This window comes from Amylibacter sp. IMCC11727 (assembly GCF_029854195.1).
Taxonomy (GTDB): Bacteria; Pseudomonadota; Alphaproteobacteria; order Rhodobacterales; family Rhodobacteraceae; genus Amylibacter.
Genome location: NZ_CP122960.1, coordinates 766,637 through 792,372 on the forward strand (window position 1 = coordinate 766,637; position 25,736 = coordinate 792,372).

The 25,736-nt window shown below is 54.6% G+C and carries 24 protein-coding genes; 16 read left to right on the forward strand and 8 right to left on the reverse strand.

The window, feature by feature from the left end; translation table 11 throughout:
- The first annotated feature begins 28 nt into the window (after window positions 1–28).
- On the forward strand, window positions 29–451 hold the full coding sequence (locus QBD29_RS04000) for an Rrf2 family transcriptional regulator (protein WP_280100028.1): 423 nt from the start codon (window positions 29–31) through the stop codon (window positions 449–451).
- Here the strand turns inward: QBD29_RS04000 and QBD29_RS04005 are convergent.
- Window positions 415–1,611: an NAD(P)/FAD-dependent oxidoreductase gene (locus tag QBD29_RS04005; protein ID WP_280100029.1), complete on the reverse strand. Its 1,197-nt coding sequence runs from the start codon at window positions 1,609–1,611 to the stop codon at window positions 415–417. The two genes, QBD29_RS04000 and QBD29_RS04005, sit on opposite strands and share 37 nt — an antisense overlap.
- A 223-nt stretch (window positions 1,612–1,834) precedes the next feature.
- On the opposite strand from QBD29_RS04005, the gene ileS reads away from it, so the two are divergent.
- On the forward strand, window positions 1,835–4,741 hold the full coding sequence (gene ileS / locus QBD29_RS04010; protein WP_280100030.1) for an isoleucine--tRNA ligase: 2,907 nt from the start codon (window positions 1,835–1,837) through the stop codon (window positions 4,739–4,741).
- A gap of 156 nt (window positions 4,742–4,897) precedes the next feature.
- On the opposite strand, the gene QBD29_RS04015 is transcribed toward ileS, so the two are convergent.
- Genes QBD29_RS04015 through rbfA form a run of 4 tightly spaced genes read right to left on the reverse strand, consistent with a single transcriptional unit; the run spans window position 4,898 to window position 7,433 of the window.
- On the reverse strand, window positions 4,898–5,404 hold the full coding sequence (locus QBD29_RS04015; RefSeq protein ID WP_280100031.1) for a DUF1643 domain-containing protein: 507 nt from the start codon (window positions 5,402–5,404) through the stop codon (window positions 4,898–4,900).
- Entirely contained in the window at window positions 5,397–6,308 is a 912-nt protein-coding gene (gene truB / locus QBD29_RS04020; protein ID WP_280100032.1) for a tRNA pseudouridine(55) synthase TruB, read from the reverse strand. The genes QBD29_RS04015 and truB overlap by 8 nt, the downstream gene beginning before the upstream one ends.
- A complete protein-coding gene (locus QBD29_RS04025) occupies window positions 6,308–6,994 on the reverse strand; it encodes a phosphodiester glycosidase family protein (RefSeq protein WP_280100033.1) in 687 nt (228 codons plus the stop codon). The genes truB and QBD29_RS04025 overlap by 1 nt, the downstream gene beginning before the upstream one ends.
- Window positions 6,995–7,031: 37 nt before the next feature.
- Window positions 7,032–7,433: a 30S ribosome-binding factor RbfA gene (gene rbfA / locus QBD29_RS04030; protein WP_280100034.1), complete on the reverse strand. Its 402-nt coding sequence runs from the start codon at window positions 7,431–7,433 to the stop codon at window positions 7,032–7,034.
- A gap of 128 nt (window positions 7,434–7,561) precedes the next feature.
- Here rbfA and dapB point away from each other — a divergent pair, with 128 nt between their 5' ends.
- Window positions 7,562–8,380: a 4-hydroxy-tetrahydrodipicolinate reductase gene (gene dapB, locus QBD29_RS04035; RefSeq protein WP_280100035.1), complete on the forward strand. Its 819-nt coding sequence runs from the start codon at window positions 7,562–7,564 to the stop codon at window positions 8,378–8,380.
- A gap of 68 nt (window positions 8,381–8,448) precedes the next feature.
- On the opposite strand, the gene QBD29_RS04040 is transcribed toward dapB, so the two are convergent.
- Window positions 8,449–8,631 carry a DUF1674 domain-containing protein gene (locus tag QBD29_RS04040; RefSeq protein WP_280100036.1) on the reverse strand — a complete coding sequence of 61 codons (183 nt, stop codon included), beginning with the start codon at window positions 8,629–8,631 and terminating at the stop codon, window positions 8,449–8,451.
- A 78-nt stretch (window positions 8,632–8,709) separates the two neighbouring features.
- Between QBD29_RS04040 and QBD29_RS04045 the strand changes: the two genes are divergently transcribed.
- From QBD29_RS04045 to rmuC, 9 genes are all read left to right on the forward strand, one after another.
- Entirely contained in the window at window positions 8,710–9,996 is a 1,287-nt protein-coding gene (locus QBD29_RS04045) for a transcription antitermination factor NusB (RefSeq protein WP_280100037.1), read from the forward strand.
- Between the two features lie 59 nt (window positions 9,997–10,055).
- On the forward strand, window positions 10,056–11,759 hold the full coding sequence (locus QBD29_RS04050; protein WP_280100038.1) for a heparinase II/III family protein: 1,704 nt from the start codon (window positions 10,056–10,058) through the stop codon (window positions 11,757–11,759).
- 44 nt (window positions 11,760–11,803) lie between these two features.
- On the forward strand, window positions 11,804–13,396 hold the full coding sequence (gene purH / locus QBD29_RS04055) for a bifunctional phosphoribosylaminoimidazolecarboxamide formyltransferase/IMP cyclohydrolase (RefSeq protein ID WP_280100039.1): 1,593 nt from the start codon (window positions 11,804–11,806) through the stop codon (window positions 13,394–13,396).
- Window positions 13,397–13,410: 14 nt separating this feature from the next.
- Entirely contained in the window at window positions 13,411–13,875 is a 465-nt protein-coding gene (gene lspA / locus QBD29_RS04060; protein ID WP_280100040.1) for a signal peptidase II, read from the forward strand.
- A 54-nt stretch (window positions 13,876–13,929) separates the two neighbouring features.
- Window positions 13,930–14,469 (forward strand): DUF3035 domain-containing protein, encoded by a 540-nt coding sequence (locus QBD29_RS04065; RefSeq protein ID WP_280100041.1) that lies wholly within the window; start codon window positions 13,930–13,932, stop codon window positions 14,467–14,469.
- 98 nt (window positions 14,470–14,567) lie between these two features.
- Window positions 14,568–15,905 (forward strand): pitrilysin family protein, encoded by a 1,338-nt coding sequence (locus QBD29_RS04070; protein ID WP_280100918.1) that lies wholly within the window; start codon window positions 14,568–14,570, stop codon window positions 15,903–15,905.
- The gene (locus tag QBD29_RS04075) at window positions 15,902–17,218 is read left to right on the forward strand and encodes a pitrilysin family protein (RefSeq protein WP_280100042.1); all 1,317 of its coding nucleotides are present in this window, start codon (window positions 15,902–15,904) and stop codon (window positions 17,216–17,218) included. Before QBD29_RS04070 ends, QBD29_RS04075 begins: the two co-directional genes overlap by 4 nt.
- Before the next feature lie 77 nt (window positions 17,219–17,295).
- The gene (gene mutL / locus QBD29_RS04080) at window positions 17,296–19,116 is read left to right on the forward strand and encodes a DNA mismatch repair endonuclease MutL (protein WP_280100043.1); all 1,821 of its coding nucleotides are present in this window, start codon (window positions 17,296–17,298) and stop codon (window positions 19,114–19,116) included.
- A gap of 55 nt (window positions 19,117–19,171) precedes the next feature.
- Complete coding sequence (gene rmuC / locus QBD29_RS04085; RefSeq protein WP_280100044.1) at window positions 19,172–20,383, forward strand: DNA recombination protein RmuC; 1,212 nt, start codon at window positions 19,172–19,174, stop codon at window positions 20,381–20,383.
- Window positions 20,384–20,464: 81 nt separating this feature from the next.
- Here the strand turns inward: rmuC and QBD29_RS04090 are convergent, their stop codons facing one another.
- Entirely contained in the window at window positions 20,465–21,103 is a 639-nt protein-coding gene (locus QBD29_RS04090; protein WP_280100045.1) for a ChrR family anti-sigma-E factor, read from the reverse strand.
- A 5-nt stretch (window positions 21,104–21,108) separates the two neighbouring features.
- Window positions 21,109–21,669, reverse strand: a complete 561-nt coding sequence (locus QBD29_RS04095; protein ID WP_280100046.1) for a sigma-70 family RNA polymerase sigma factor — start codon at window positions 21,667–21,669, stop codon at window positions 21,109–21,111.
- A gap of 221 nt (window positions 21,670–21,890) precedes the next feature.
- On the opposite strand from QBD29_RS04095, the gene QBD29_RS04100 reads away from it, so the two are divergent.
- The 4 genes from QBD29_RS04100 to QBD29_RS04115 are packed head-to-tail and all read left to right on the forward strand — an operon-like array spanning window position 21,891 to window position 25,707.
- The gene (locus QBD29_RS04100; RefSeq protein WP_280100047.1) at window positions 21,891–23,177 is read left to right on the forward strand and encodes an FAD-dependent oxidoreductase; all 1,287 of its coding nucleotides are present in this window, start codon (window positions 21,891–21,893) and stop codon (window positions 23,175–23,177) included.
- Window positions 23,168–23,932 (forward strand): DUF1365 domain-containing protein, encoded by a 765-nt coding sequence (locus QBD29_RS04105; RefSeq protein ID WP_280100048.1) that lies wholly within the window; start codon window positions 23,168–23,170, stop codon window positions 23,930–23,932. The genes QBD29_RS04100 and QBD29_RS04105 overlap by 10 nt, the downstream gene beginning before the upstream one ends.
- A complete protein-coding gene (locus tag QBD29_RS04110) occupies window positions 23,929–24,462 on the forward strand; it encodes a hypothetical protein (RefSeq protein ID WP_280100049.1) in 534 nt (177 codons plus the stop codon). Before QBD29_RS04105 ends, QBD29_RS04110 begins: the two co-directional genes overlap by 4 nt.
- Window positions 24,463–25,707: an MFS transporter gene (locus tag QBD29_RS04115; protein WP_280100050.1), complete on the forward strand. Its 1,245-nt coding sequence runs from the start codon at window positions 24,463–24,465 to the stop codon at window positions 25,705–25,707.
- Window positions 25,708–25,736: the final 29 nt, after the last annotated feature.

The window sequence follows — 25,736 nt, forward strand, 5'->3', positions numbered from 1 at the left end:
TTGTAAATGCTAATTATGTCGCATGCAGATGACGAAATACACAGACTATGGTTTGCGGGTGCTGATGGCGCTGGCGGTTACGGACGAAAAAGCGTTGGGCGCTGGGGTGATTGCGGCGCAGTACGGAATATCAACACACCATGTGGCCAAAATCGCAACGGCGCTGGTGGCTGGCGGTTTCATTGTTTCAGAACGTGGGCGCGGCGGTGGGTTGCGTTTAGCGCGCCCTGCGGCGCAGATCAGTTTGGGCGCAGTGGTGCGGCATCTGTCTATGGGGGACACATTGGTGGAATGTTTGGGCGACGGATCAACCTGCTGCATCCTGCCTGCCTGTGGGTTGCGCGGACCGTTACAGGTGGCGCAAGAGGCGTTTTTTACAACGCTGGATGGGTACAGTGTGGCGGATACAGTGGTTCAACGTTCGGCGTTAAGATCGCTGTTGGCGAGTTGACCGAGGGAGGTTAATTCGCCGCTGACCATCTTTTGCAGGACCGTGCGGATCACGGGCAAGTCACTGACAGGGGCCAAGAGGTGATCGCGCAGGATTGGCAGGATCGTGCTGTCAGATTGATAAAACGGCGTAAACGCACGGCTCATGACTTGATAAATGCGTACATGCCAGCGGCGCAGGGTTGCATAATCGGCCAGTGCCATCTCCACCGTTTTGTGGCGCAGAGAGTGCGCAAGGGCCATGGCATCAAGCAGAGCCATATTGGCCCCTTGGCCGAGTTGTGGGCTGGTACGGTGGGCGGCATCACCGATAAAGGCAAGGCGGTCATCGGTTGGGTTGCGCAATGTGCCGTGGCTGTAACGGGCCATGGTGAGGTCGCTGTGATCTGTCAGCAATTCTGCATAGGGGGCAAAATCGGGCCAAAGGGATGAAGCCTGTTTTTTCCAATCCGCAAACGGAGCCATACGCCAATCTTCAAAGCTGTCACGCGGCAAAGACCAGAACAGCGCGGTTTTGTGGGCTTGGTCATTTGGTAGAAAACCCACGGGCAAAATACCGACCATAGTAGAGGCCTTGCGGTAGCATTGGGCGAGGGTATTCTGTGGTGCGATTGGTGTGTCCACGACCCCCCAAAGCGCGCCATAACTGAGCGGGATCGGTTGCATGGGGGACAAGGGGGAATCAACGCCGCTGCCGTCAATAACAAGATCGAAAGGGCCGAGGTCTGTATCATTGCTGAACAGGTGGCGGCCAGCGGTGCGGTTTTTGCTGGCGGTGATCGGGGTGGCTGATACGATGGTGGCACCTGCCGTTATCGCAGCGTGATGGACGCAATCAAACAGGCTGGCGCGGTGCATGGCGAGGCCGAAACGGGTTCGCTCTTTGTCGTAAGTAACGTTCAGAACTTTGCGCCCAGAGGTGGCCTCTACCCCGATCATATCGTGGATTTTGTTGCCCAAACCCATGGCGCGATCCCCCACGCCAAGCGCGTTGAGAACCATCAGTCCAATAGGTTGCATCACAAGTCCAGAGCCAACGGGGGCGGGGGCATCGAATTGATCAAAAACGGTGACGGCGTGGCCATCGCGAGCAAGAAACGCTGCGGCGGCGAGACCGCCAATCCCAGCCCCTGCCACGGCAATATTGTATTTAAGTGTCATGGCCTGAGCCTAGCGCAATACGGGCGAATTGGAATGCCCGCGATTGTCGCATTTCATTGGCTGGACGGATGCGCGCAGCGTGGTTATAAGGCCTGCCATGGAACAGATATTCGGCATTATTATTCGAATTACTTACCCGGCGCTCTAAGAGTTGAGACGCCGGGACAAGGCGTTTGAATCCCGCGCCGCCCCTCTGACATGATGACAAGACGGAGCCACGACCATGTGTGCCGATACCCCTGAATACAAAGACACCCTGAACCTGCCGCAAACGGATTTCCCAATGCGGGCGGGTTTGCCAACGCGCGAGCCTGTGTGGCTGGAGCGCTGGGCCAATCAAGACATTTACCACACGCAACGCAAAAATGCAGAAGGGCGCGAGCCGTTCATCCTGCATGACGGACCACCCTATGCGAACGGCAATTTGCACATCGGTCACGCGCTGAACAAAATCCTGAAGGATTTTATTGTGCGCAGCCAGCAGATGATGGGCAAGGACGCGCGGTATGTGCCGGGCTGGGATTGTCACGGTCTGCCGATTGAATGGAAGATCGAGGAACAGTACCGCAAGAAGGGCAAGAACAAGGATGATGTGCCGATCATCGAGCTGCGTCAGGAATGCCGCAAGTTTGCCGATGGTTGGATTGATATTCAACGTGAAGAGTTCAAGCGGTTGGGCGTTCAGGGTAACTGGGAAGACCCGTATTTGACGATGAATTTCAGCTCTGAGGCGGTGATTGCCGAGGAGTTCATGAAGTTCGTGATGAACGGCGCACTGTACCAAGGGTCCAAGCCTGTGATGTGGTCGCCGATTGAACAGACTGCGCTGGCCGAGGCAGAGGTGGAGTATCACGACAAGGAAAGCTTCACGGTTTGGGTGAAGTTTAAGGTTGTTGGTGACAGCGATTTGGCCGACGCGTTTGTCGTGATCTGGACAACGACCCCTTGGACCATGCCGTCGAACAAGGCTGTGGTTTATGGCGAAGGTATTTCCTACGGCTTGTATGAAGTCACTGGCACGCCTGATGAATCTTGGGCGAATGTTGGGGACAAGTTTATCCTTGCGGATAATCTGGCTGTTGACGTGATGACCAAGGCGCGTTTGGAAGAGGGGCAGTACACGCGGGTGCGCGATGTTGCGGCGTCTGATCTGGAAGGTCTTGGTTTGTTGCACCCACTGGCTGGGGCCGAAGGGTCCAATGGCGAGTGGGATGATGTTCGTGATTTCCGCGCGGCTGAGTTTGTGACCGATACAGAAGGCACAGGTTTTGTGCATTGTGCGCCGTCCCACGGGATGGAGGAGTATGAGCTGTACCGCGATCTGAACATGCTGGAGCAGGTGATCACCTATAACGTGATGGATGACGGGTCTTTCCGCGCTGATTTGCCGTTCTTTGGTGGGAAGTACATTCTGAGCCGCAAGGGCGGTGAAGGGGATGCGAACAAGGCGGTGATTGATAAACTGGTTGAGGTTGGTGGTTTGCTGGCGCGTGGCAAGATCAAGCACAGCTATCCACATTCTTGGCGGTCCAAAGCGCCTGTGATCTATCGCAACACTCCACAGTGGTTTGCGGCGATTGATAAGCCGATTGGCGGCAACGATACCTATGGTAAGACCATTCGTGAGCGGGCGTTGAATTCCATCGATCAATTGGTGAAATGGACCCCCGTGACGGGGCGCAATCGGCTGTATTCCATGATCGAAGCGCGGCCTGATTGGGTGCTGTCACGCCAGCGGGCCTGGGGTGTTCCGTTGACGTGTTTCACGCGTCGTGGCGCTTTGCCAACGGATGCAGATTACATTCTGCGCGATGATGCCGTGAATGCGCGTATCGCCGAGGCGTTCCGCGCAGAGGGTGCAGATTGCTGGTATGAGGATGGTGCGAAGGCACGGTTCTTGGGTGACGATTTCAACCATGATGAGTGGGATCAGGTGTTCGATATTCTGGATGTTTGGTTTGACTCTGGCTCGACACACTCTTTTGTGGTGCGGGACCGTGAAGACGGGTCTCCTGACGGGATTGCGGATGTGTATTTGGAAGGGACCGACCAGCACCGTGGGTGGTTCCATTCGTCGATGTTGCAGGCCTGTGGCACCAAGGGGCGCGCGCCGTATAAGGCGGTTGTGACACACGGATTTACGCTGGATGAGAAGGGCATGAAGATGTCCAAGTCCATCGGTAATACGATTGTGCCAGAGACCATTGTGAAACAATATGGTGCGGATATTCTGCGCCTTTGGGTGGCGCAAACGGACTTTACTGCCGATCAGCGGATTGGGCCTGAAATCTTGAAAGGGGTGGCGGACAGCTATCGTCGTTTGCGCAATACGATGCGGTTTATGCTGGGCAACCTGCATGGCTTTACGGATGCCGAAAAGGTTGAGCCGAGCGAGATGCCTGAGTTGGAACGCTGGGTTCTGCACCGTTTGGCGGAGTTGGATGTGGTGGTTCGAGAGGGCTATGCTGCCTATAATTTCCAAGGTGTTTTACAGCAGCTGTTCCAATTTGCGACTGTGGATTTGTCCGCCGTGTATTTCGATATCCGCAAGGATGTTTTGTACTGCGATGGGAATGATACTCTGCCGCGGCGCTCGGCCCGTACAGTGCTGGATATTCTGTTTGATCGTCTGACCACTTGGTTGGCACCGATGTTGGTGTTCACCATGGAAGACGTTTGGTTGCAGCGGTATCCAGGTGAGGACAGTTCTGTTCATTTGCGCGATTTTGCAGAGACACCAAGCGATTGGTTGGATGCGGATTTGGCAGCGAAGTGGGATGCAATTCGCAAAGTGCGCCGCGTTGTGACAGGCGCGATTGAAGTGCAACGCCGCGACAAAGTGATTGGTGCGAGCCTTGAGGCGGCGCCGACGGTGTATGTGGCGGACGCTGATGTATTTGCGATGCTGGCATCCGTTCCGTTTGATGACATCTGTATCACATCGGGCATTTCGGTATCTGGTGACGCGGCCCCAGAAGGGGCATTCACAATGCCAGACACAGACGGCGTTGCGGTGGTGTTTGATACGGCCGACGGCGAGAAGTGCCAGCGATGTTGGAAGATTTTGCCAGACGTTGGCACACATTCCCATGCGGGTGTGTGTGGACGATGTGAAGACGCGCTTAGCTGATATTCAAGGGCCCTTTAAAGCGTTTCGACTTTATTTTGAAACGCAATTCCCTGCCTGTGGCCAAGGCCACAACGGGATTTGCGTTACATGATGATCAAAGGGTCGAAACGCTATAGGGCCCTTTTTCTTTGAGTATTTTAGGAACAAAGAAACGGCTTAGCGCCAGAGTTCGGGCTGCACCGCATAGCTGATGTAAAGCGGATGTTTGGGGTGGCCTGCTTTGGATAGGCCGAGGTGGTAGAGCGGTTTGGGCTGGGCGCGCAGCACGGTTTCCATTTCAGGGCCGCGGTTCAGGTGTTCGCCGTGTGTGCCCCATGCGCAGATGATTTGATCGGCGGTTTTAGCAGCATTTAGGATGGCGGCGTCATTTTCAGGGCCCGTTGGATCGGCTTGGGCACGCATTACGCGTGGATCGGTGGCGCGGAAGGCGAAGATGTTGGTCACTGTAAACGCGGCAAAACCGAGCGCACGCGCGCGCCGTTCGCAGCGTTCCACCGTTGGATCGTTCTGGACCTCGGTCGCTTTGGATGGGTTGAGCATGATGAAGAGAGCGTGTTTGCCCGTTTCGCCCCATGTGCGTGTCAGCGTGTAGCGGTAGTTTTCGCAGTCGGAGTAGGTGGCGATGCTGGCGGCGTCACCTTTTTGATGGGTGCGTTCAATCATGTTTCACGAACACGCGGGTTGGATGCAATTCGCCCGCTTTGTAGATGCCGATGGCGATGGGTTCGTCTTGACAAGCGACCCATGCTTCGTCACCATATTCAAGGTCTGAAGCGATGACCATAGCGGCGTTGCCGTTGCGCAATTTGCCAACGTCTTCGGGTTTGCAGGTAAGGCGGGGGAGTTCGTCGAGGCCGACTTCCAGAGGATGGAGGTATTGATCGAGGTCTGGGGTTTTGGCTAATGCGTCGATTTGTTCAATGGTGATGCCGTCAGTGGTTTCAAAGGGGCCTGACCAGATGCGGCGCAATTCACGCACGTGTCCATAGCAACCAAGGGCTTCGCCCAAGTCACGTGCGATAGAACGCACATAGCCGCCTTTGCCGCAGGTGAGTTCGAGTTCCACATGATCCGCATCGAGGCGGGACAGGAATTTGAGGTCTTCGACATAAAGATCGCGCGGGGCGATTTCGATGTCTTCGCCTGCGCGGGCCAGTTTGTAGGCCCTTTGCCCGTCGATCTTTACGGCGGAGAATTTGGGGGGAATTTGTTCAATATCGCCAATGAAGGCGGGCAAAGCAGCGATGATTTCGGCTTCTGTTGGGCGTGTTTCGCTGGTGGCGATAACCTCGCCTTCGGCGTCATCCGTGTTTGTGGCTTGGCCCAAGCGGACGATGAATGTGTAGGCTTTGAGCGCATCGGTGATGTAGGGGACGGTTTTGGTGGCTTCGCCCAGAGCCACGGCCAAAACACCTGTGGCATCAGGGTCAAGCGTGCCTGCATGGCCTGCTTTGTTCGCGGTGAGGGCCCATTTGACCTTGTTCACCACAGCGGTGGAGGTCATGCCTGCGGGTTTGTCCACCACGAGCCAGCCCGAAATGTTGCGTCCGTTTTTCTTGCGTCCCATTATTTGTCCTCTGTCACGGCGATGATGGGGCCAAGTGTGTGGAACCCAAAATCGGATCGGCTGATGGAAGGTGCGTACAGGCGCGAGATATTGCCGTCAAAATACAGGGCTTGGTCAATGTTCAGCGCATCGCGAAAGTAGCTGGCGAAGGCGTGGAATGTGACCGTGTTGTTGGAAATCACGAAGGTGGCCGTGGTGCCATCGCGAGAGGTGCCAACACCGTTGCGGATGTATTTGCTGGTGCTGTTTTTCAAAAATCGCGGGTGCAATTTCCCATCAATCACCAGCATGGGGCCAGATTGAGTGGCGTGTGTACAGGTCGGGTTGGTTGCTTTGAATTTCAGGGTTTCGATCACATTTGCTCGGTTTTTGCCGATGCAAAATACGCCATTGGGCAGCAGGCCGAAGTTGCCCGGACCTGCGTTTGTGATCAGACCTTTGAGCTGTTTGCCGTTTTCGACGTAATGGCCCACAGGATCGCGTTTTTCGTGGTACATGCCTGCATTCATGGCGAATGCCAGTTGTTTACCTGTGGCAATCAGGGCGCGATCAAGTGTGGTGAATTGGCCGTAGGGTTTGCCATCTGGTTTGTACAAAAACAGGGATATGTCGGCGGTTGTTACATCCACCGTGCATTTTGTGTAGCTGTTGTCTTGGTAAACCTCATCCACGCACTCCACGGACATTGCAGGGCCCGCGAGACACAAAAAGAGGGCGGCGAGTTTAGCCTTCATCGTCAGTGAGATCCTGTTTCACGCTGTCTTGGTTAAGTAAGCGGCGGGTTTCGTCCATTTGATCAAAGGTCTGATCGTAGACGAATTTCAGATCGGGCGAATACTTTAGCGTGATGGATTTGTTAATGGCACGGCGCAATTCATGTTTGTTGCGGTTCAGTGCGGCAATCACCACATCGGCATTGATCCCGCCAAGGGGTGAAACATGCACAATGGCCATGCGCAGATCGGGTGTGGCGCGAACCTCGCCCACAGTCACGGAGACATGTGCCAGATCGGGATCGTGGATGTCCCCACGGGCCAGCGTTTCGGCCAATGAACGGCGCAGCAATTCGCCAACGCGCAATTGTCTTTGGCTGGGGCCAGCGGAGGAAAACGTGTTTTTTGCCATGATATATCCTTTGGACGTTCATTTAGGGCAGAAAAGGCGCTGATACAACACAGGTTTGCGTGGGTTGGGGTTTGATTTCGCCGCTAAGCGGGGGTAAGCCGAAAGGCGAAAAACGAAGGATGACCCTGATGACTGACCTGCCTGCGATTGCGATTGTTGGAGCCTCTGGCCGAATGGGACAGATGCTGATCAAGACTGTTCTTGAAAGCGATGCCTGTACTTTGGCGGGTGTGACCGAGCGCACCGGACATGATTGGGTTGGCCGTGATTTAGGGGCCTGTATGGGCGGTGGCGATCTGGGGATTGTTGTGTCTGATGATCCGCTTGAAGTGTTTGCCAAGGCGCAGGCGGTGATTGAGTTTACATCCCCTGCGGCAACGGTGGCCCATGCAGCGCTGTGTGCGCAGGCCCGCGCGGTGCATGTAGTGGGAACCACAGGCATGACCGATGCGGATATGGACAAATTGCGTGCAGCCGCCCGCCATGCGCCAATCGTGCAGGCTGGTAACATGAGCCTTGGGGTGAACCTGTTGGTGCAACTGACCAAGAAAGTGGCGGCAGCGCTGGATGAAGATTTTGATATCGAGGTGATCGAAGCGCATCATCATCACAAAGTAGATGCGCCAAGTGGCACGGCATTGATGCTGGGCGAAGCCGCAGCCGAGGGGCGCGGTGTGGCGTTGGCAGATGTGCGTGACAGCGGGCGTGATGGGATTACAGGCGCGCGCAAGCGTGGCGATATCGGGTTCACGGCCATTCGTGGGGGCGACATTGTAGGCGAGCATGATGTTCTATTTGCCGCCGCAGGGGAGCGCATCGTGTTGCGGCATCTGGCGACGGATCGTAGCATTTTTGCCCGTGGCGCGATTAAGGCTGCCTTATGGGGACAGGACAAAGGTCCTGGTCTTTACAATATGTTGGATGTGCTGGGCTTGTCAGAGGACTGAGGCGCGTTGCGCCGCAATTTTGGTTTATGCCTGCGGCGCGGTTATTTTTGGACAAAAGAAGCTGAGCGTTAGAAATCGGACGTAATGCCCTTTTTCTCCCAATCGCCAAAGCGGGTGGGTTCGGGGCCGTCACGTCCGCCAAGTTCGGTTGGCAGTTCTGATTTGGCGGCTTTGGATTTGCGGGCTTCTGCCTCGGCCAAGGCGCGTTTGGCGGCGTCTGCCAGCTTTTGTGCTTTTTCTGAATCGGTCATTTGTGTGTGTCCTATTTGTGGTCTAAGTAGGCCGCAACACAGGGCGTGGCAAGGTTGGCACGCGGATAGGAGTTGGCCATGACCACTGCAACGATTTCAGCGCGATTTGGGGCCGTTGCCTTGATCCATGCGGTTTTGATGGACAAGCAGATGCTGGGCGATGCGATTTCGCGCGAAGATGGGCCGATTTCAAAGTTGGCACCGCCAGATCGGGCACGGGCGCAAAGTTTGGCGGCGCTGACCCTGCGCCATATGCCGCGATTGGATGCGATCCTTGATGGGTTTTTGGAACACAAACCGCCATTGCGTGCGTTAAATGCGCTGCGGGTCTGTGCGGCAGAGATTGTACTGGATGGAATCCCGGCCCATGGAGCGGTGAATGCGGCGGTGGAAATTGTACGTGGCAGCACCAAAACCAAACATCTGGGTGGGATGGTGAATGCGGTGGGGCGCAAACTTGGATCACTCGATGTAGATAGTTTGCAGGATTTACCTGTCCCGCAGCTGCCAAAGGCGCTGCGCGGAGCGATGGTGAAAGCCTATGGTGAAGAGAGCATGGTTGCCATTGAGCGTGCGCATTTGGAACGCCCGCCGTTTGATTTATCGCTCAAAGACATACGCAAAGCGCAGCAATGGGCCGAAACTTTGGGGGCAGAGGTTTTACCAACGGGCAGTTTGCGATTGCGCAAATCCGTGCAGATTTCTGCAATGCAAGGATATGAAAGCGGCGATTGGTGGGTTCAAGATGCGGCAGCGGCGATGCCTGTGCGCTTGCTTGGGGACATCAAGGGTAAACGGGTGCTTGATTTGTGCGCCGCACCTGGTGGCAAAACGATGCAGTTGTGTGCGGCGGGTGCGGATGTCACCGCACTTGATCTGTCACCGGAGCGGATGCACCGGGTGATGGAAAACACGCGACGCATGGGGTTCAAGCCGCGCATGGAAGTGGCCAACGCGATGGACTGGGAACCTGATGCGCCGTTTGATGTGATCCTTTTGGATGCGCCGTGTTCCGCAACAGGGACCATTCGTCGCCATCCTGATTTGCCTTATGTGCGCCCTACGCTTGATCTGAAGCCGTTGTTGAATTTGCAACAGGCGATGATGCAACGTGCGGCAGGGTGGCTTAAGGCGGGGGGGCAGATGGTTTATGCCACTTGTTCATTGATCCCAGCCGAGGGAGAGCGGCAGATTGCGCGGGCTGTTGACGGTGGCGCATTGGAAGAGGCCAGCCTTGATCCTGCAACATTTGGGTTGGACCCTGCGTGGGCAGTTTCCACGGGGGCCATTCGGTTACGGCCTGATTACTGGTCTGATCTGGGTGGCATGGACGGGTTTTATATGGCGCTGTTGAACAAGCGGTGATGACAGGGGCCGCGAGGCCACCTATACATTTCAAAACAACGGGCGGGCGATCTTTGTAAATGAACGGAGCATTTCGAATTTTGCAAACTGTGGTGGCGCCCTTGCGCGGGGTGCGCCGTGTTGGCCCACGTGTTGCGGATCGGATTGCATTGCGCACGGCGCGGTTGTCATCGCCTGCGACAGCGTTTGTTTCGCAGCCAGAGCCGCGGTCTTATGGAGAGGCGGCGCATGGAGTGCAAATGCTGGCGGGCAATTACCTTGTGCGCGGCAATATTTATCAAAAACCCGATACGGCGCCATGGGATGTGGTGAATTTGGGCGCGGATCAACGTGTGGCCTTACATGGGTTTGCATGGCTGGACGATGTGGTGGCCGTGGACACGCCCCAAGCGCGGGAAAAGGCACAAGAATGGGTGTTTGACTGGTTGGATCGCTATGGGCGCGGGCGCGGGGATGGGTGGTCGCCTGATTTGGCAGGACGGCGTGTGGTGCGTTGGATCAATCATGCGATTTTGATCCTGCATCGGGCCGACAGCGCGCAATCGAATCTGTTTTTCAAAAGCCTGTCGCATCAGGCGCATTTCCTGCGCAAACGGTGGAAATCTGCACGGGTTGGATTGCCACGGTTCGAAGCGTTGGCGGGCTTGGCCTATTGCGGGTTGGCGTTGGAGGGGCAGGGGCATTTGCTGCAGCCTGCGCTGCGGGCGTTGGGCCGTGAATGCGCCAAGGAAATTGATGGGGATGGGGGGATTGCCAGTCGGAACCCTGAAGAGTTGATGGAGATTTTCACGCTGTTGTCGTGGACCAATCAGGCCGCCAGTGATCAGGGACAAGACGTTGATACAGAAATCTTGCTGGCGCTCGAACGTATTGCGCCTGCGATCCGTGCCCTGCGGCTGGGCGATGGGCATATGGTGCAATTCAATGGCGGATCTGCTGGTGTGGCAGAACGTGTGGATCAAGCATTGGCGGATGCCGGTATTCGCAGCCCTGCAAATATTGGCGGTGTTATGGGGTATTCGCGAATTGCCGCAGCGGGCACGGTTGTGGTGATGGACACGGCCAAGATGCCCGAAGGCGTGCAGGCACAGAACGCCCATGCGGGTGTTTTGTCGTTCGAAATGTCATCGGGGCGGCAACCGGTTTTGGTCAATATGGGGCCTGCGCGTGGATATTCGGGTGCCATTCGCGCCGCCGCAAAGGCAACAGCGGCGCATAATGCAACGGTTGTGGATGGCAAATCTTCGGCGCGGTTTGTGAATGCAGATCACAATTTACAGTGGGTCGAGGTGCCAGAGGTTGTGGGCGTTCAAAAAGAGGACAACGAACATGGGCAGGCGCTGTTGGCGCAACATGATGGGTTCAGTCAGTCCCATGGCTTAGTTCATTCGCGCCAGCTGGCAGTGGTTCACTCAGGGGATGAAGTGCAGGGTGAAGAGCGGTTCTTTTGCGAAACAACCGCACATCGGGTTCGGTTTGGTCGCAAATGTGATGCCAACCGCAGTATGAAAATCGAAACGCATTTCCGCGTGCATCCCGATGTGGATGTGGAATTGGGGCTGAACGGCGCGGTTGCATCGATTCGCCTGCAAACGGGCGAGATATGGTTGCTCCGCGCGATGGGCGGTGAACTTGAGCTGCGAGACACAATATTTATTGAACAGGGCCGATTAAAGCCACGTGCGACACAAGAGATTGTGGTCACGGGGCTTGTTGTCGATTATGAGGGCGGCATTAGCTGGACTTTGACGCGCAGTGCCTGATCGGTGATCTGTGCGCACATATGAAAAAGGATAGAACTGCTCCTATGTCTGATACTCTTCAACCGCTGCGCCGTGCCTTGCTGTCTGTTTCTGATAAGACGGGTCTGATTGATCTGGCTCAGGCGCTGGATGCACGTGGGGTGGAATTGCTGTCCACAGGTGGCACGGCCAAGGCGATCCGCGATGCGGGGCTGCCTGTTAAGGATGTGTCCGAGATCACCAATTTCCCAGAGATGATGGATGGACGGGTCAAAACGTTGCACCCGATGGTGCATGGTGGATTGCTGGCCTTGCGGGACAATGCGGACCATGTGGCGGCGATGGATGAACATGGGATCGGCAACATCGACCTGTTGGTGGTGAACCTGTATCCGTTTGAAGCCACTGTCGCGGCGGGGGCGGATTACGAGACCTGCATTGAAAATATTGATATCGGCGGGCCAGCTATGATCCGCGCGGCAGCCAAGAACCACGGATTTGTGTCTGTGGTGGTGGATGTTGAAGATTATGCTGGTTTGTTGGACGAGCTGGATGCAAATGACGGGCAAACGACGCTGACGTTCCGCCAAGGGTTGGCGCAAGCGGCTTATGCGCGGACCGGGGCCTATGATGCGGCGGTGTCGACGTGGATGGCAACTGCAATTGGCGCGGATGCGCCACGGCGCAAGGCGATTGCAGGGACGTTTGTTCAGGAAATGCGTTACGGTGAAAACCCCCACCAAGCAGCGAGTTTCTATTCCAACGGCGATACGCGATTTGGGGTGGCAACGGCAGAACAACATCAAGGCAAGGCGCTGTCGTATAACAACATCAACGACACGGATGCGGCATTTGAATTGGTGGCGGAGTTTGATCCTGCGAACGGGCCTGCTTGTGCGATTATCAAACATGCAAACCCCTGTGGTGTGGCCACGGGTGCGACATTGGCCGAAGCCTATCAAGCAGCGTTTGATTGTGATCGCACGTCGGCCTTTGGCGGGATCATTGCGTTGAACCAGACGTTGGATGGAGCCACCGCAGAACAGATTGTTGAGATTTTCACCGAAGTGGTGATTGCACCTGACGTGACGGACGAAGCAAAGGCCGTGTTTGCAGCGAAAAAGAACCTGCGTTTGCTGACCACGGGCGGTTTGCCAGATGTGCGAAGCGGCGGGCAGCTGTGGAAGCAGGTGTCAGGTGGTTATCTGATTCAGGACCGTGACAACGGGTTTGTCGAACCATCAGATTTGAAGGTTGTGACCAAACGCCAACCCAGTGCGCAGGAAATGGCCGATCTGTTGGTGGCTTGGAAAATTGCCAAACACGTTAAATCAAATGCTATCGTTTATGTAAAAGATGGCGCAACAGTGGGTGTTGGAGCAGGACAAATGAGCCGTGTGGACAGCACGCGGATTGCCGCACGTAAGGCACAGGATATGGCAGATGTGTTGGGTTTGGATACGCCTCTGACGCAAGGGTCCGTTGTGGCGTCCGACGCGTTTTTTCCGTTTTCAGATGGGTTGCTGACTGCCGCCGAGGCAGGCGCGACAGCGGTTATTCAGCCAGGTGGGTCCATGCGCGATGAGGATGTGATTAAGGCGGCGGATGACGCTGGCTTGGCGATGGTGTTCACAGGGATGCGGCACTTCCGCCACTAAAGGAAAGCAACGCAATGAAGCGCATTTTGGCAATGAGCATTGGGATTTTCGTGTTTGATCAGATCACGAAGTTCTTTGTGGTGGAGTTTTGGGACCTTAAAAACATTGAGCGTATCGACGTTTTCCCACCCTTCTTGAATTTCCGAATGGCGTGGAATGAAGGTATCAATTTCGGCCTGTTCGGTGATTTTGATTTACGCTGGTTTTTGATCGCAATTTCCATCGTGATATCCATTTGGGTGTTGTGGTGGGGGCGCAATTTCACGGGGTGGTTCGGCGCGTTTTTGGTTGGCTGTATTGTCGGTGGGGCGCTTGGAAACACAGTGGATCGCGTGGTCTACGGCGCTGTTGCCGACTTTTTGAACATGTCGTGTTGTGGGTGGCGTAACCCTTATTCCTTTAACGTTGCGGATATCGCTATCTTTGTTGGCGCGTTTGGATTGGTGTTGTTTTCTGAAAAGCTGCATAGAAAAGCGTGACGACCCGTAAAAACTTCGATAAACACGTTTCAAAGCAGGCTGAGGGCATTGGCAATGAAAATTGCAGGACTGAAAATCATTACGACTGTTGCACTGGTGGGTGCGCTGGCTGGCTGTGACACGTCAAAAGGGGTCGGCCGTTTTTTCGCGGGTGATGAAGTCGGACAAGCGGGTCCTGATGAATTTGGCATCGTACCGACAAAACCTTTGCAGTTGCCTGACGATTTGACGGCTTTGCCAGAACCGACACCCGGCGCGCGCAACCTGACCGATCCATTGCCAGAACACGATGCGGTTGCTGCACTTGGCGGGCGTCCAGAACGTTTAGACAGCACACGTGTTGGTGCGGGTGAAGGTGCTTTGCTGGCTGCGGCGGAACGCAATGGAACGGCGCCTAATATTCGAACTGTACTGGCAGAAGAAGACGAAAAGTTCCGTGATAACAACGGTCCTTTGCTCTTTGAGCGGTTGTTCAAAGTGAACACGTATTTGAAGACATATGACAAACAAACGCTTCAGGCGCGCCGCACCAATGAATTGTTGCGCCGCAAGGGTGTTAAAACGCCATCTGTTTCCCCGGAAAGTGACAGATAAGCGGTAACGTTCCTCACATTTGTGTGGATTGCGTTGAATGTGCCGAGCAACAGTCTACTGTTTCATCAACGATTACTTTGATTGGAGGTCCCATGTTCATGCGGACGCTTGGCATTTGTGTTGCCATTTTTACCTCGGCCTGTGCGGTTTCTGCGCAAACAGGTAAGGTTACAACTTTCGAATTGGATAACGGATTGCAAGGGGTGGTGATCGAAGATCATCGCGCACCCGTGGTCACGAATATGGTGTGGTACAAAGTGGGGTCTGCGGATGAACCTGCGGGATACACGGGCGTTGCGCATTTCTTGGAGCATTTGATGTTCAAAGGAACAAAAACGTTGAAACCTGGCGAGTTTAGCAAAACCGTTAAGGCAAACGGGGGCATTGATAACGCGTTCACGTCTTATGATTATACAGGGTATTTCCAGCGGGTTGCGGCGGATCGGTTGCCGTTGATGATGAAGTTGGAAGCCGATCGTATGCGCAATTTGGTACTGTCCGAAGAAGATGTCATTACAGAGCGCAATGTGGTGATCGAAGAGCGTAACACGCGCACAGAAAGTGATCCCAACAGTCTGTTCCAAGAGCAGCGCCGCGCGATGATGTTTATGAACCATCCTTATCGAAACCCTGTGATTGGCTGGCGTCATGAAATCGAGGATTTGAATCTCGAAGATGCGCTCGATTTTTACAAAACCTATTACGCGCCGAATAATGCGATTTTGGTTGTCGCAGGGGATGTGACCCCTGAACAGGTTAAGTCATTGGCGGAGGAGTATTACGGCCCGCTTGAACCATCGGATAATATCCCGCCACGGGTGCGCCCCAAAGAGCCACCGCATTTGTCCCCTGTGCGGCTGACCTTCCAAGATGAACGGCAAACGCAGCCGTATTTGGTGCGCAGTTATCAAGCGCCAAAGCGTCAGTCTGGCAACCAAAAAGAAGCGGCTGCGTTGGTTCTGTTTTCCCATTTGTTGGGCGGGTCAGGGATTTCATCTGTAATGGGCCAAAAGCTGCAACTGGAACAGAAAATCGCGGTTTATACGGATTCTTGGTATGACAGCATGTCCTATGACCCAGAAACCTTTGGCATTTACGCGATGCCACGCCCAGGTGTGAGCCTTGAAGACCTTGAAGCGGCAGTGGATCAGGTTCTGGCAGAGTTTCTGGAAGAAGGTGTTGATGCAGATCATTTGGCCCGTTTGAAGGTGCAAGTGGCTGCCGAAGATATCTATGACTTGGACAATCAATCTGGTGTGGCGCGGACCTATGGTCAGGCGTTGACGGCAGGTTTGACCGTAGAGGATGTGCAAAGTTGGTCTGCGGTTTTACAATCCGTAACCGAGGCCGACATCATGGCTGCCGCACGTAAGGTATTGGTAATGGAACAATCGGTAACCGGTTTGATGTTGCCACCAAAAGGAGCCTCCGAATGATCCGTATTTTCATTGTTTTCTGGGTTGCGATGATTGCTGCCCTGCCTGCCGCTGCGCAGATAAAAATTGAAGAAGTTACCAGCGCAGGTGGCATCAAAGCGTGGTTGGTGAATGAACCGTCAATCCCGTTTATAGCCATGCAAGTGGCGTTTAAAGGCGGGACATCGTTGGACCTGCCCGAAAAATCGGGTGCAACCAATTTGATGGTTGGTCTGTTGGAAGAGGGCGCTGGAGATATGGATGCGGCGGCGTTTCGTCGAGCCTCCGAGAGTTTGGCTGCGAATTTCGGGTTTAGCCCGCGCCGCGATGCGGTGACGATTTCGGCACAAATCCTGAAATCAAATGCGAATGAAGCATTGGCATTGCTGCGCAAAGCCATTGTGGAGCCTGCGTTCAATGAACCCGCGATCAATCGTGTGCGTGCGCAGGTGATTGCTGGGATCGAGAGCGATTTGAAGGATCCGCAGGCGATAGCAGGACAAGCCCTGAATGAAATTGCCTTTGCGGGACATGCCTATAGCTTGCCCAATGACGGTACGCTTGAAACCGTTGCGGCGTTAACCCGTGATGATTTGGTCGCAGCGCATCGTGCGGTGATGAGCAAAGATCATTTGGTTGTGTCTGTTGTTGGAGATGTCACCGCAGCGGAATTAGGTCCGATGTTGGACGCACTGTTGGGGGATTTACCCGAAACAGGTGCGGCGTTGCCTCCAAAGGTTGCCTTTAGCGCAGGAGGGGGCACCACAGTGGTGGAATTCCCATCGCCGCAATCCGTGGCATTGTGGGCTCAACCGACCGAAGTGAACCTTGACCACCCTGATTTCATGCCGATTTTCGTGATGAACCATATTTTGGGCGGCGGCGGCTTTGGATCACGCCTGACGGATGAAGTGCGCGAGAAACGGGGCCTGACCTATGGTGTTTACAGTTACATCGCGTGGTTGGGGGCGACCGAATACATCGGTGGGTCTGTTGCATCGGCAAATGGCACAATCGGTGAGGCCATCGATGTGGTTGCTGCCGAGTGGAAACGCATGGCCGAGGGGGGTGTCACCGCGGCGGAGTTGGATAAAGCCAAGAAATACATGACGGGATCGTATGCGTTACGTTTTGATGGCAACGCCAAAATCGCACGGGTGATGACGAGCATGCAGCTTGATGGGTTCAAACCTGATTATATCAACACACGTAATGATCGACTGAACGCAGTGACGGTGGAAGATGTTGCACGGGTTGCCAAAAAGCATTTGCAGCCTGATGGTCTGCGGTTTGTGGTAGTTGGGCAGCCTGAAGGTGTAAGCTCCACTGATTGATTTCTGCCTGATGAAAGATTGAGAGGCCCCGCATTCGGCAATCGCGAATCGGGGCCTATCGTGCTATCTGTTGTGGCATGAACGCCCCTGACCCCAACATACACACCAAACGTGCGCCCATTCGGCAATTGGATGATGCCGCTGCCAACCGCATCGCGGCGGGTGAGGTGGTGGAACGGCCCGCGTCTGCGGTGAAAGAAATGGTGGAAAACGCCATTGATGCGGGAGCCACGCGGATCGACGTGGCCTATGCAGATGGTGGCAAAACTTTACTGCGGGTGACCGACGACGGATTTGGCATCCCAGAGGATCAGCTGGTGCTGGCGCTTTCGCGTCATGCCACATCCAAAATTGACGGATCGGACCTGCTGAACATTCACACATTTGGGTTTCGTGGTGAGGCATTGCCGTCCATGGGGGCCGTCGGTCGACTTACGATCACGTCGCGTGCAGCGGGGGCAGACACTGCGGCGGTGATTTCGGTGAACGGTGGTGTGATAAACGCCGTAAAACCTGCGGCCTTGTCCCGTGGCACGGTTGTGGAATTGCGTGATTTGTTTCATGCCACCCCTGCGCGATTGAAATTCCTGCGCACGGATCGGTCCGAAAGTGGTGCGATCATCGATGTGATTAAACGGCTGGCGATGGCAGAACCATTGATCGGCTTCACGCTGCGTGATGTGACAGGTGGCGGTGAAGGCCGTGTGGTGTTTCAAGTGCCCCCGCAAACAGGTGATTTGTTTGACGCTTTGCATGCGCGATTGGCAAAAATTCTGGGTTCCGATTTTGCAGCCAATGCGTTGCGCATCGATGCAGAGCGCGAAGGATTGGCTTTAACAGGATTTGCCAGCCTTCCGACATATTCCCGTGGATCAGCAACAGCGCAGTATATGTTTGTGAACGGGCGGCCTGTGCGCGACAAAGTGTTCTTTGGTGCGATCCGTGGGGCCTATTCCGATTTTTTGCATCGGGATCGGCATCCTGCACTGGCGTTGTTTTTAGAATGTGATCCGACGCTGGTGGATGTAAATGTGCATCCCGCAAAATCCGAAGTACGGTTTCGTGATCCAGGCGTTGCACGGGGGCTGATTGTGTCGGCACTGCGCCATGCCTTGGCGGAGGCGGGCCATCGGGCTAGTACAACCGTGGCGGATGCAACGCTTGGGGCGTTTCGACCCGAAACACGGCCAGAAGGTGCAATATATCAGATGGATCGGCGACCTGTTCAGCCGAGTTATACGCCAATGCAACAGGGGTTCGCCGAAGCACCAGCCCCATCGGCGCGGTTTGAACCTGCCGTGGAAGAAGTGGTTGAGGATCAGCCCTTAGGCGCGGCCCGGGCACAGGTGCATGAGAATTATGTGATTGCGCAGACATCCGATGGGATTGTGATCGTGGATCAACATGCGGCGCATGAGCGGTTGGTTTATGAACGTCTGAAAAACCAGATGGCACAAAACGGAGTGGCGGCGCAGGCGTTGCTGATCCCTGAAATTGTGGAACTGGCGGCCGATGATCATGGCCGCGTGCTGAATGCGGCGGCGGATTTGGCGGGCTTTGGTTTGGTGATCGAGGATTTTGGTGGTTCGGCGGTCTGTGTGCGGGAAACCCCTGCGTTGCTGGGCGAAGTGAATGCGGTTGCGTTGGTGAATGACATTGCGGATGAGTTAGCGGATTTGAACCAGACGCAAAGTGTGAAGGATAAGCTGGAAGCGATCCTGAGCCGCGTGGCGTGCCATGGGTCAATCCGATCTGGGCGTGTGATGCGTGCCGAAGAAATGAATGCCTTGTTGCGCGAAATGGAAGCCACGCCGCATTCAGGGCAATGCAACCATGGGCGGCCGACTTATGTGGAACTGAAGTTACATGACATTGAAAAACTATTTGGGCGCCGCTGATGGGAATGAGAACGTTGGGCATGTTTTGCGATACTAAAAGAGACGGGCGGCGCTGATGGGTCAAATTGATTTCACCGATCCCTTGGTGCTGGCGATGTGTGCGTTGGGAGTCGTGCTGCTGTTGGTGTTGTTCCTGCTTATTTTTGCGTTGCGAGCCTCGGGGCGTGCGGCAAAGGCCGCCGAACCGCTGGCCAATCAGATGTTAATGATGGGCGAAGGTCTGAAGGCCATGAACGAGAGCCAGCATGTGTTAAAAGGCGGGCTCGACAGTGTGGCGAGCTCACAGGCGCAGGCCATGCACACGGTTGAGGCACGGCTGGGGCATGTGCAACAGCAGATGCAGGATAAGTTGCACGAAGGGGCGATGAAAAACGCACGCGCGCTGGCCGAGTTGCAGGAGCGGATGAAAGATACGCTGCAAGGGAGCAGTGAAAAAACGACGCAATCTTTGACGCAGTTGCAAGAGCGGTTGTCGACCATTGATAAGGCGCAGACGAATATCGAAAAACTGTCGGGTGATGTGCTGTCGTTGCAAGATATCCTGTCGAACAAACAGACACGCGGGGCGTTTGGCGAAATTCAACTGAACGATATTGTACAAAAAGCAATGCCGCCTGACGCCTATTCGTTTCAATCCACGCTGAGCAATGGAAAGCGGGCGGATTGCCTGATCCATTTGCCCAATCCCCCAGGCCCAATTGTGATTGATAGTAAGTTTCCGCTTGAAGCCTATGAGAAAATTCGTGGGGCAGACTCGCAAGCGGAGTTGCAAGTCGCGGTGCGCGATATGAAGACAGCGGTGCGGGCGCATATTCGGGCGATTTCGGAAAAATACATCATTGATGGGGAAACCGCAGACGGGGCGTTGATGTTCCTGCCATCTGAGGCGGTTTATGCGGAATTACACGCGAATTTTGCGGATGTAGTGCGCGAAGGGTTTGATGCACGCGTTTGGATTGTGTCCCCCACCACCTGCATGGCGACACTGAACACAATGCGGGCGGTGTTAAAGGACGCGCGGATGAAAGAACAGGCGGGGGCCATTCGTAGAGAATTGGGTCTGCTGAACAAAGATGTGGGGCGGCTGGAAACACGCGTTAGCAATTTGGATCGGCATTTCAGCCAAGCAGCCAAAGACGTTGAGGATATCAAGATTTCCGCAACAAAGGCAGGGAATCGCGCCAAACGGCTGGACGCGTTTGATTTTGCTGAAATGGAAGACAGCAGCGCAGAAAACATCGTGCGTCTGAGCCCAGATGATCCATAAACTGTGAATATGAGTGAGGTTTGCGTGCCGTCGTCCGACGAAGACACGCAGAAAAAAGGGGCCTTAGGCCCCTTTAGCATTTCAGATTTTAAAGAACGGTTGTAACAGGCGAGGGATCAAGCTGTTAAACCGCAATGGGGCGTCTGTGGCGGCGATGCAGATGCAATCTGCATCCAAGCTGGCCACTGGCTGGTGATCCAAATCTTCGTTCGCGATTTCGATATCGCCACGAGCGAAGTGATCTACTTCGTCGCTGAATGACCCTTGCAGGACCAAAGTCAATTCGGTGCCTTGGTGACCATGATCTGGTACGGATTGGCCCGCTGGGATGAACAGCAGGCGCGCCTGTGCCGTACCATCTGTTGGCAGGATGGCCTGTTTGACACCACCGCCCAGCGGTTTCCATTTAACTTTATCCACATCGCCACCTACATATTTTTGGATCGGCGCTGGCAGAATGCCAGATGGTTTCACTCTGGGTGTGATCGCATCGTTGGCTTTGATACGGCTCAATGTGGCGGAAAGAGCCGTATTGCTCATTTCAACGGTTTCGCACTCTTCCATGACGCATGCGCCCACAGCTTCGTAGCTGTTTACGAGGGCACGACTTTCGTCGGACAACGAAAGATGCGCTGCGACCACTAGGTCGAAGGCTTCGGGCAATACGCCTGCTGCGTAACCCATTGCTAACTGATCGTTCAAAACATGTTTAACGGTCATTTTACTTACTCACTCAGTGTCTGGCGGAGGCGGCCAAGCGCCAACCTAATGCGGGATTTGATTGTGCCAAGAGGTAGGCCAGTTTTTTCGGCCAACTCGGCATGAGATAATTCACCAAAATACGCCTTTTGTACGATATCGCGCTGCTTTTTGGGCAGGTCCGCGATTGCTTGGGCGAGTTTTTGGGTTTCCTGTTGCAGTACCAACGCGTCTGCTTGTTCGGGCTCTGGCTCTGGCCCCCAAGGGAGGTCTTCTGGCTCTGGCCGTGCAGATTTGCGAAAGGCGTCGATCTTTTTGTTGCGTGCAATTGTGAAAATCCACGTGGCCGCAGAGGCGCGGGTGGGATCAAACAAGTGAGCTTTGTTCCAAAGGGTAACCATGGCTTCTTGGGCGCACTCTTCTGCGAGGGTGTGCGAAGCACCTGACTTGATCAAGAAACCTTTAATACGTGGTGCGAAATGGGCGAACAGATCTGCAAAGGCAGCTTCGTCACGATTTTCGCGAACGAGGACAATTTTCGCGGACCAATCGGTATCTGGGCACGAAGAATTTTCCGAGCGTGCCATGTGATTCCTTAACTTTTGCTGTTTTGCAACGGCACTATAGCCTTTGCGCTGCGAGGGCGCATCGGTTTTTTCCGCGAGTGTCGTCATATCTAACATGTGAAGTTTACGCGCGGAAGTTTTGTTTGGATCACAATTCTAGGAATTTTTTTTCACTGCGAGTCAATTGATCCAATTTGAACGGTGGGGCGTATAGTTAGTGAATACCATTCAAGGAAGACAGAATGCCGTTTGAATATGCGCCGAGCGCGCCGTTAAAAATTGCTGTGATTGGCGCTGGAATATCAGGCATGGGGGCAGCGCACATGCTTTCAAAGGCGCACAAAGTGACGTTGTTTGAATCCGAAAAGCGCTTGGGTGGACATGCACGCACTGTGGTAGCAGGCCAAAATGGCGACCAGCCCGTGGATACGGGGTTCATTGTGTTTAACTACGCAAATTATCCTCGGTTGGCCGCCCTTTTCAAAGAATTGGATGTACCCGTTGCGAAAAGTGACATGAGTTTTGGCGTATCTGCGGATGGTGGACGCGTGGAATACGCATTGAACGATCTGGCAGCGCTGTTCGCGCAAAAGCGCAATGTGGTGAACCCAAAGTTTTTGGGCATGTTGGTCGATATCATGCGATTTAACGCCAGAGCGGTTAACGCTGCAAAAGACCCCAATGTTACTTTGGGTGAACTGATGGAGCGGTTGAAATTAGGCGAGTGGTTCCAGAAATATTACCTCCTGCCGTTTTCGGGGGCAATTTGGTCCACGCCGCTAGAACAAATGATGTCGTTCCCTGCGCAAGCGTTGACGCGGTTTTTCCAGAACCACAATCTGTTGGGCGTTTACGGGCAGCATCAGTGGTATACCGTTGAAGGCGGGTCCATCGAATATGTGAAGCGTTTGGATCGAGCGATGCGGGCGCAAGGGTGCGCCATTCGCTTGGGAGCGGATGTCGTTGGTGTGCGTCGATCTGCGCTGGGTGTTGAGGTCCGCGCGGTTTCTGGGGAATGGGAGCAATTTGACCGTGTGGTGTTTGCCTGCCATTCCGATCAGGCGTTGTGCATGTTAGAAGACCCCTCCGCTGATGAAACGGCGTTGTTGGGGGCGATCAAATATCAAAACAACCGTGCAGTTTTGCATGCTGACCCATCCGTTATGCCAAAGCGCAAGGCGTGTTGGGCCAGTTGGACGTATTCCACTGCGCAACAGAATATCTCGGATCCTGTGGGCATTACCTATTGGATGAATTCGCTACAACCGATCCCGCATGATGATTTGTTGCTGGGCTCGTTGAACCCAAGCGTTCAGATCAAGGATGAGTTGATCTACGAAGAAGCGAACTTTATGCACCCCGTGTTTGATCGGGCTGCTTTGGCGGCGCAGGATCAGTTGAAAGCCATACAAGGCACGAACAACACATGGTTCTGTGGCGCGTACATGCGCAACGGATTCCACGAAGATGGCTATTCCAGTGGTGTGGATGTGGCAGAAGATATGGGGATGGTGCCGCAATGGGCGTGACACCTGAACATATCTGTGGACACACCTATCACGGGAGGCATGGGGCGATTAAAAATGCGTTCCGGTATCGCGTAGATTATGTGCTGACGGACCCTGATGAAACTTGTGACGGTCCGCGTCTGTTTTCGCGCAATCGGGGCAATGTAACGGCCTTGTTTGACAAAGATCACGGCGGTGAGCGGACCAACGGGCGCGGCGTTGCCTGGGTGCGTGATGTTCTGATGGATCACGGATTTGATGGTTTGGCTCAGGGGCGGATTTTGCTGCTGGCACAGCCGCGTGTATGGGGCCATGTGTTCAATCCGGTCAGCTTTTGGCTGATTTATGACGACAGTGATGTGTTGCGCATGGTGATAGCCGAGGTAAACAACACCTATGGGGATCGCCATTCCTATCTATGTTACCACAAAGATCTAAGCCCGATTGAGGCCAGTGATCGGTTGAAGGCGCGTAAGATTTTCCATGTATCTCCGTTTCAACCCGTTGAAGGGGAATACACATTTCGCTTCGATATCACACCTGAACATATTGGCATCGTGATTGATTATCGCAGCACCGAAAGCGGTGTTTACGCAACATTTCACGGGCCACGCAAACCCATGACAAACGCTTCCATTGTGGGGGCCGCCTTGGCCCGCCCAATGGGATCGTTGCGGGTGTTGGCGCTGATTCATTGGCAAGCGGTGCGCTTGTGGTGGAAAGGTGCTGGATTTCGTGCCCGTCCACACGCGCCAGAAACGGAGGTTTCATCATGAAGATGTATCAATCGACCTTAGCTGCACTCACAATTGCGGTGGTTTGCACGGCCGCCCATGCGCAGGCTGCTCCGCGCGAAGTAGAGACAGAATTTGCTGCGCCGAATTTGCAAGGGCAACACACCGCGCGGTTTTGGGGGTTCCGACTGTTCAATGCAGAATTATGGACGCCAAAGGCGGGGGACTTTAGCCTTGATCAGGAGTTCGCGTTGTCACTGAATTATCTGTATCCGTTCAGCAAAGAGGTTTTGGCGCGATCTTCGGTAGAAGAAATCGCGCGGGTTGAAGGATCGTCCCCCGAAGATCATGCGCGGCTAGAACGCAAATTGGTTGATTGCTTGGTTGACGTGGACAAGGGCACACGGATCACGGGCGTGGCCGAGGCGGCAAACCGTCTGGTGATGTATGTGAACGGGCGCAAAAGTTGTACCATCAGCTACCCGAATTTACGAAAACGGTTCTTTGGCATTTGGCTGGCCCCGACATCGCGCGATGCGCGTGGCGCAAAGAAGTTGCGTGGTAACGGTTAAATGGCGAGCGGATTTTCTTTGGGGCTGCATCGGTATTCCACCTTTGCAGGGATATTAGCAGCGGCAGGTTTGCCGCTGTATATTCATGCGCCAAAGTTTTACGTGGATCAGTATGATTTGTCGCTTACCTCTATCGCATCTGCGTTGTTGGGGTTGCGGATGCTGGATTTTATTCAGGACCCGATCTTGGGCTGGATCATTGATCACCTTGGCCCGTGGCGGGCGCTGTTTGCGGGTGTGATGACCGCGCTGTTGGCGGGGGCCATGGTCGCGCTGTTTGCAATTCCCGCGCCGATTAACCCGTTGGTGTGGTTTATTCTGTGTCTTGCGGTTTTGTTTACAGCCTTTAGCGCCTTGTCGATCCTGTTTTACGCGCGAGGCATCGTTAAAGGCGACGCAATAGGAGATGATGGCCATGTGCGTTTGGCGGGCTGGCGTGAAAGCGGCGCGTTGGTCGGCATTTGTTTGGCTGCGATTTTGCCGACGATTTTTCTGAGCCTTGGGTTTGGTGCGCCGATGGCCGCCTTTGCCATCGTGTTTGCGGTGGCCTGTTCCGTGGGCGTTGTGGTTATGTCGCGCGAATGGACAGGCAAGGCGCGTGTCGTTGCGACCAACACGCGCGTTTTGTTGGCTGATCCCGTGCTGCGCCAATTGTTGGTGGTTGGGCTGTTGAACGCTGCGCCAGCCGCGGTGAGTTCTAGCCTGTTCCTGTTTTTTGTTGAATATCGTTTGGGCAGTGCAGAGGCCGCGGGACCGCTGTTGTTGTTGTTCTTTTTGTCTGCTGCAGCGAGCGTGCCATTTTGGGCCAAGGTCGCCCACGCCAAGGGAGCGAAATGGACGTTAATGGCGGGCATGTTGATGGCGATTGTCACCTTCAGTTTTGCTGTCACGCTTGGGGATGGGGATGTTTGGGCCTTTGCCGTGATCTGTCTATTTTCGGGTGCAGCGCTGGGCGCTGATATGACCTTGCTGCCAGCGATGTTCAGTAAGCGTGTGAAGGCGGTTCATAGAGGCGGTGGGCAGGCGTTTGGATTGTGGAATTTCTGTGCGAAATTCACCCTTGCACTGGCCGCCGTAACCGTTCTGCCCGCGCTCGATAACGCTGGCTTTTCCACCAATGACGTGAACCCTCCACAGGTGCTGCTGGTGCTGACCATCACCTATGCGGTGGTTCCATCCGTTCTAAAGATTTTTGCTTTGGCTGTCCTGTATTGGACACCGATTGAGGAGACCCAATATGTCTGATCTGTTGATGTTTGCCTTTGGCGCGTGTT

What these genes read in the sequence shown, in the direction of transcription:
- QBD29_RS04000 (WP_280100028.1), top strand. Translation starts at nt 29, where the DNA reads ATGACGAAATACACAGACTATGGTTTGCGGGTGCTGATGGCGCTGGCG.
- QBD29_RS04005 (WP_280100029.1), bottom strand. Translation starts at nt 1,611, where the DNA reads ATGACACTTAAATACAATATTGCCGTGGCAGGGGCTGGGATTGGCGGT.
- ileS (WP_280100030.1), top strand. Translation starts at nt 1,835, where the DNA reads ATGTGTGCCGATACCCCTGAATACAAAGACACCCTGAACCTGCCGCAA.
- QBD29_RS04015 (WP_280100031.1), bottom strand. Translation starts at nt 5,404, where the DNA reads ATGATTGAACGCACCCATCAAAAAGGTGACGCCGCCAGCATCGCCACC.
- truB (WP_280100032.1), bottom strand. Translation starts at nt 6,308, where the DNA reads ATGGGACGCAAGAAAAACGGACGCAACATTTCGGGCTGGCTCGTGGTG.
- QBD29_RS04025 (WP_280100033.1), bottom strand. Translation starts at nt 6,994, where the DNA reads ATGTCCGTGGAGTGCGTGGATGAGGTTTACCAAGACAACAGCTACACA.
- rbfA (WP_280100034.1), bottom strand. Translation starts at nt 7,433, where the DNA reads ATGGCAAAAAACACGTTTTCCTCCGCTGGCCCCAGCCAAAGACAATTG.
- dapB (WP_280100035.1), top strand. Translation starts at nt 7,562, where the DNA reads ATGACTGACCTGCCTGCGATTGCGATTGTTGGAGCCTCTGGCCGAATG.
- QBD29_RS04040 (WP_280100036.1), bottom strand. Translation starts at nt 8,631, where the DNA reads ATGACCGATTCAGAAAAAGCACAAAAGCTGGCAGACGCCGCCAAACGC.
- QBD29_RS04045 (WP_280100037.1), top strand. Translation starts at nt 8,710, where the DNA reads ATGACCACTGCAACGATTTCAGCGCGATTTGGGGCCGTTGCCTTGATC.
- QBD29_RS04050 (WP_280100038.1), top strand. Translation starts at nt 10,056, where the DNA reads ATGAACGGAGCATTTCGAATTTTGCAAACTGTGGTGGCGCCCTTGCGC.
- purH (WP_280100039.1), top strand. Translation starts at nt 11,804, where the DNA reads ATGTCTGATACTCTTCAACCGCTGCGCCGTGCCTTGCTGTCTGTTTCT.
- lspA (WP_280100040.1), top strand. Translation starts at nt 13,411, where the DNA reads ATGAAGCGCATTTTGGCAATGAGCATTGGGATTTTCGTGTTTGATCAG.
- QBD29_RS04065 (WP_280100041.1), top strand. Translation starts at nt 13,930, where the DNA reads ATGAAAATTGCAGGACTGAAAATCATTACGACTGTTGCACTGGTGGGT.
- QBD29_RS04070 (WP_280100918.1), top strand. Translation starts at nt 14,568, where the DNA reads ATGCGGACGCTTGGCATTTGTGTTGCCATTTTTACCTCGGCCTGTGCG.
- QBD29_RS04075 (WP_280100042.1), top strand. Translation starts at nt 15,902, where the DNA reads ATGATCCGTATTTTCATTGTTTTCTGGGTTGCGATGATTGCTGCCCTG.
- mutL (WP_280100043.1), top strand. Translation starts at nt 17,296, where the DNA reads ATGAACGCCCCTGACCCCAACATACACACCAAACGTGCGCCCATTCGG.
- rmuC (WP_280100044.1), top strand. Translation starts at nt 19,172, where the DNA reads ATGGGTCAAATTGATTTCACCGATCCCTTGGTGCTGGCGATGTGTGCG.
- QBD29_RS04090 (WP_280100045.1), bottom strand. Translation starts at nt 21,103, where the DNA reads ATGACCGTTAAACATGTTTTGAACGATCAGTTAGCAATGGGTTACGCA.
- QBD29_RS04095 (WP_280100046.1), bottom strand. Translation starts at nt 21,669, where the DNA reads ATGGCACGCTCGGAAAATTCTTCGTGCCCAGATACCGATTGGTCCGCG.
- QBD29_RS04100 (WP_280100047.1), top strand. Translation starts at nt 21,891, where the DNA reads ATGCCGTTTGAATATGCGCCGAGCGCGCCGTTAAAAATTGCTGTGATT.
- QBD29_RS04105 (WP_280100048.1), top strand. Translation starts at nt 23,168, where the DNA reads ATGGGCGTGACACCTGAACATATCTGTGGACACACCTATCACGGGAGG.
- QBD29_RS04110 (WP_280100049.1), top strand. Translation starts at nt 23,929, where the DNA reads ATGAAGATGTATCAATCGACCTTAGCTGCACTCACAATTGCGGTGGTT.
- QBD29_RS04115 (WP_280100050.1), top strand. Translation starts at nt 24,463, where the DNA reads ATGGCGAGCGGATTTTCTTTGGGGCTGCATCGGTATTCCACCTTTGCA.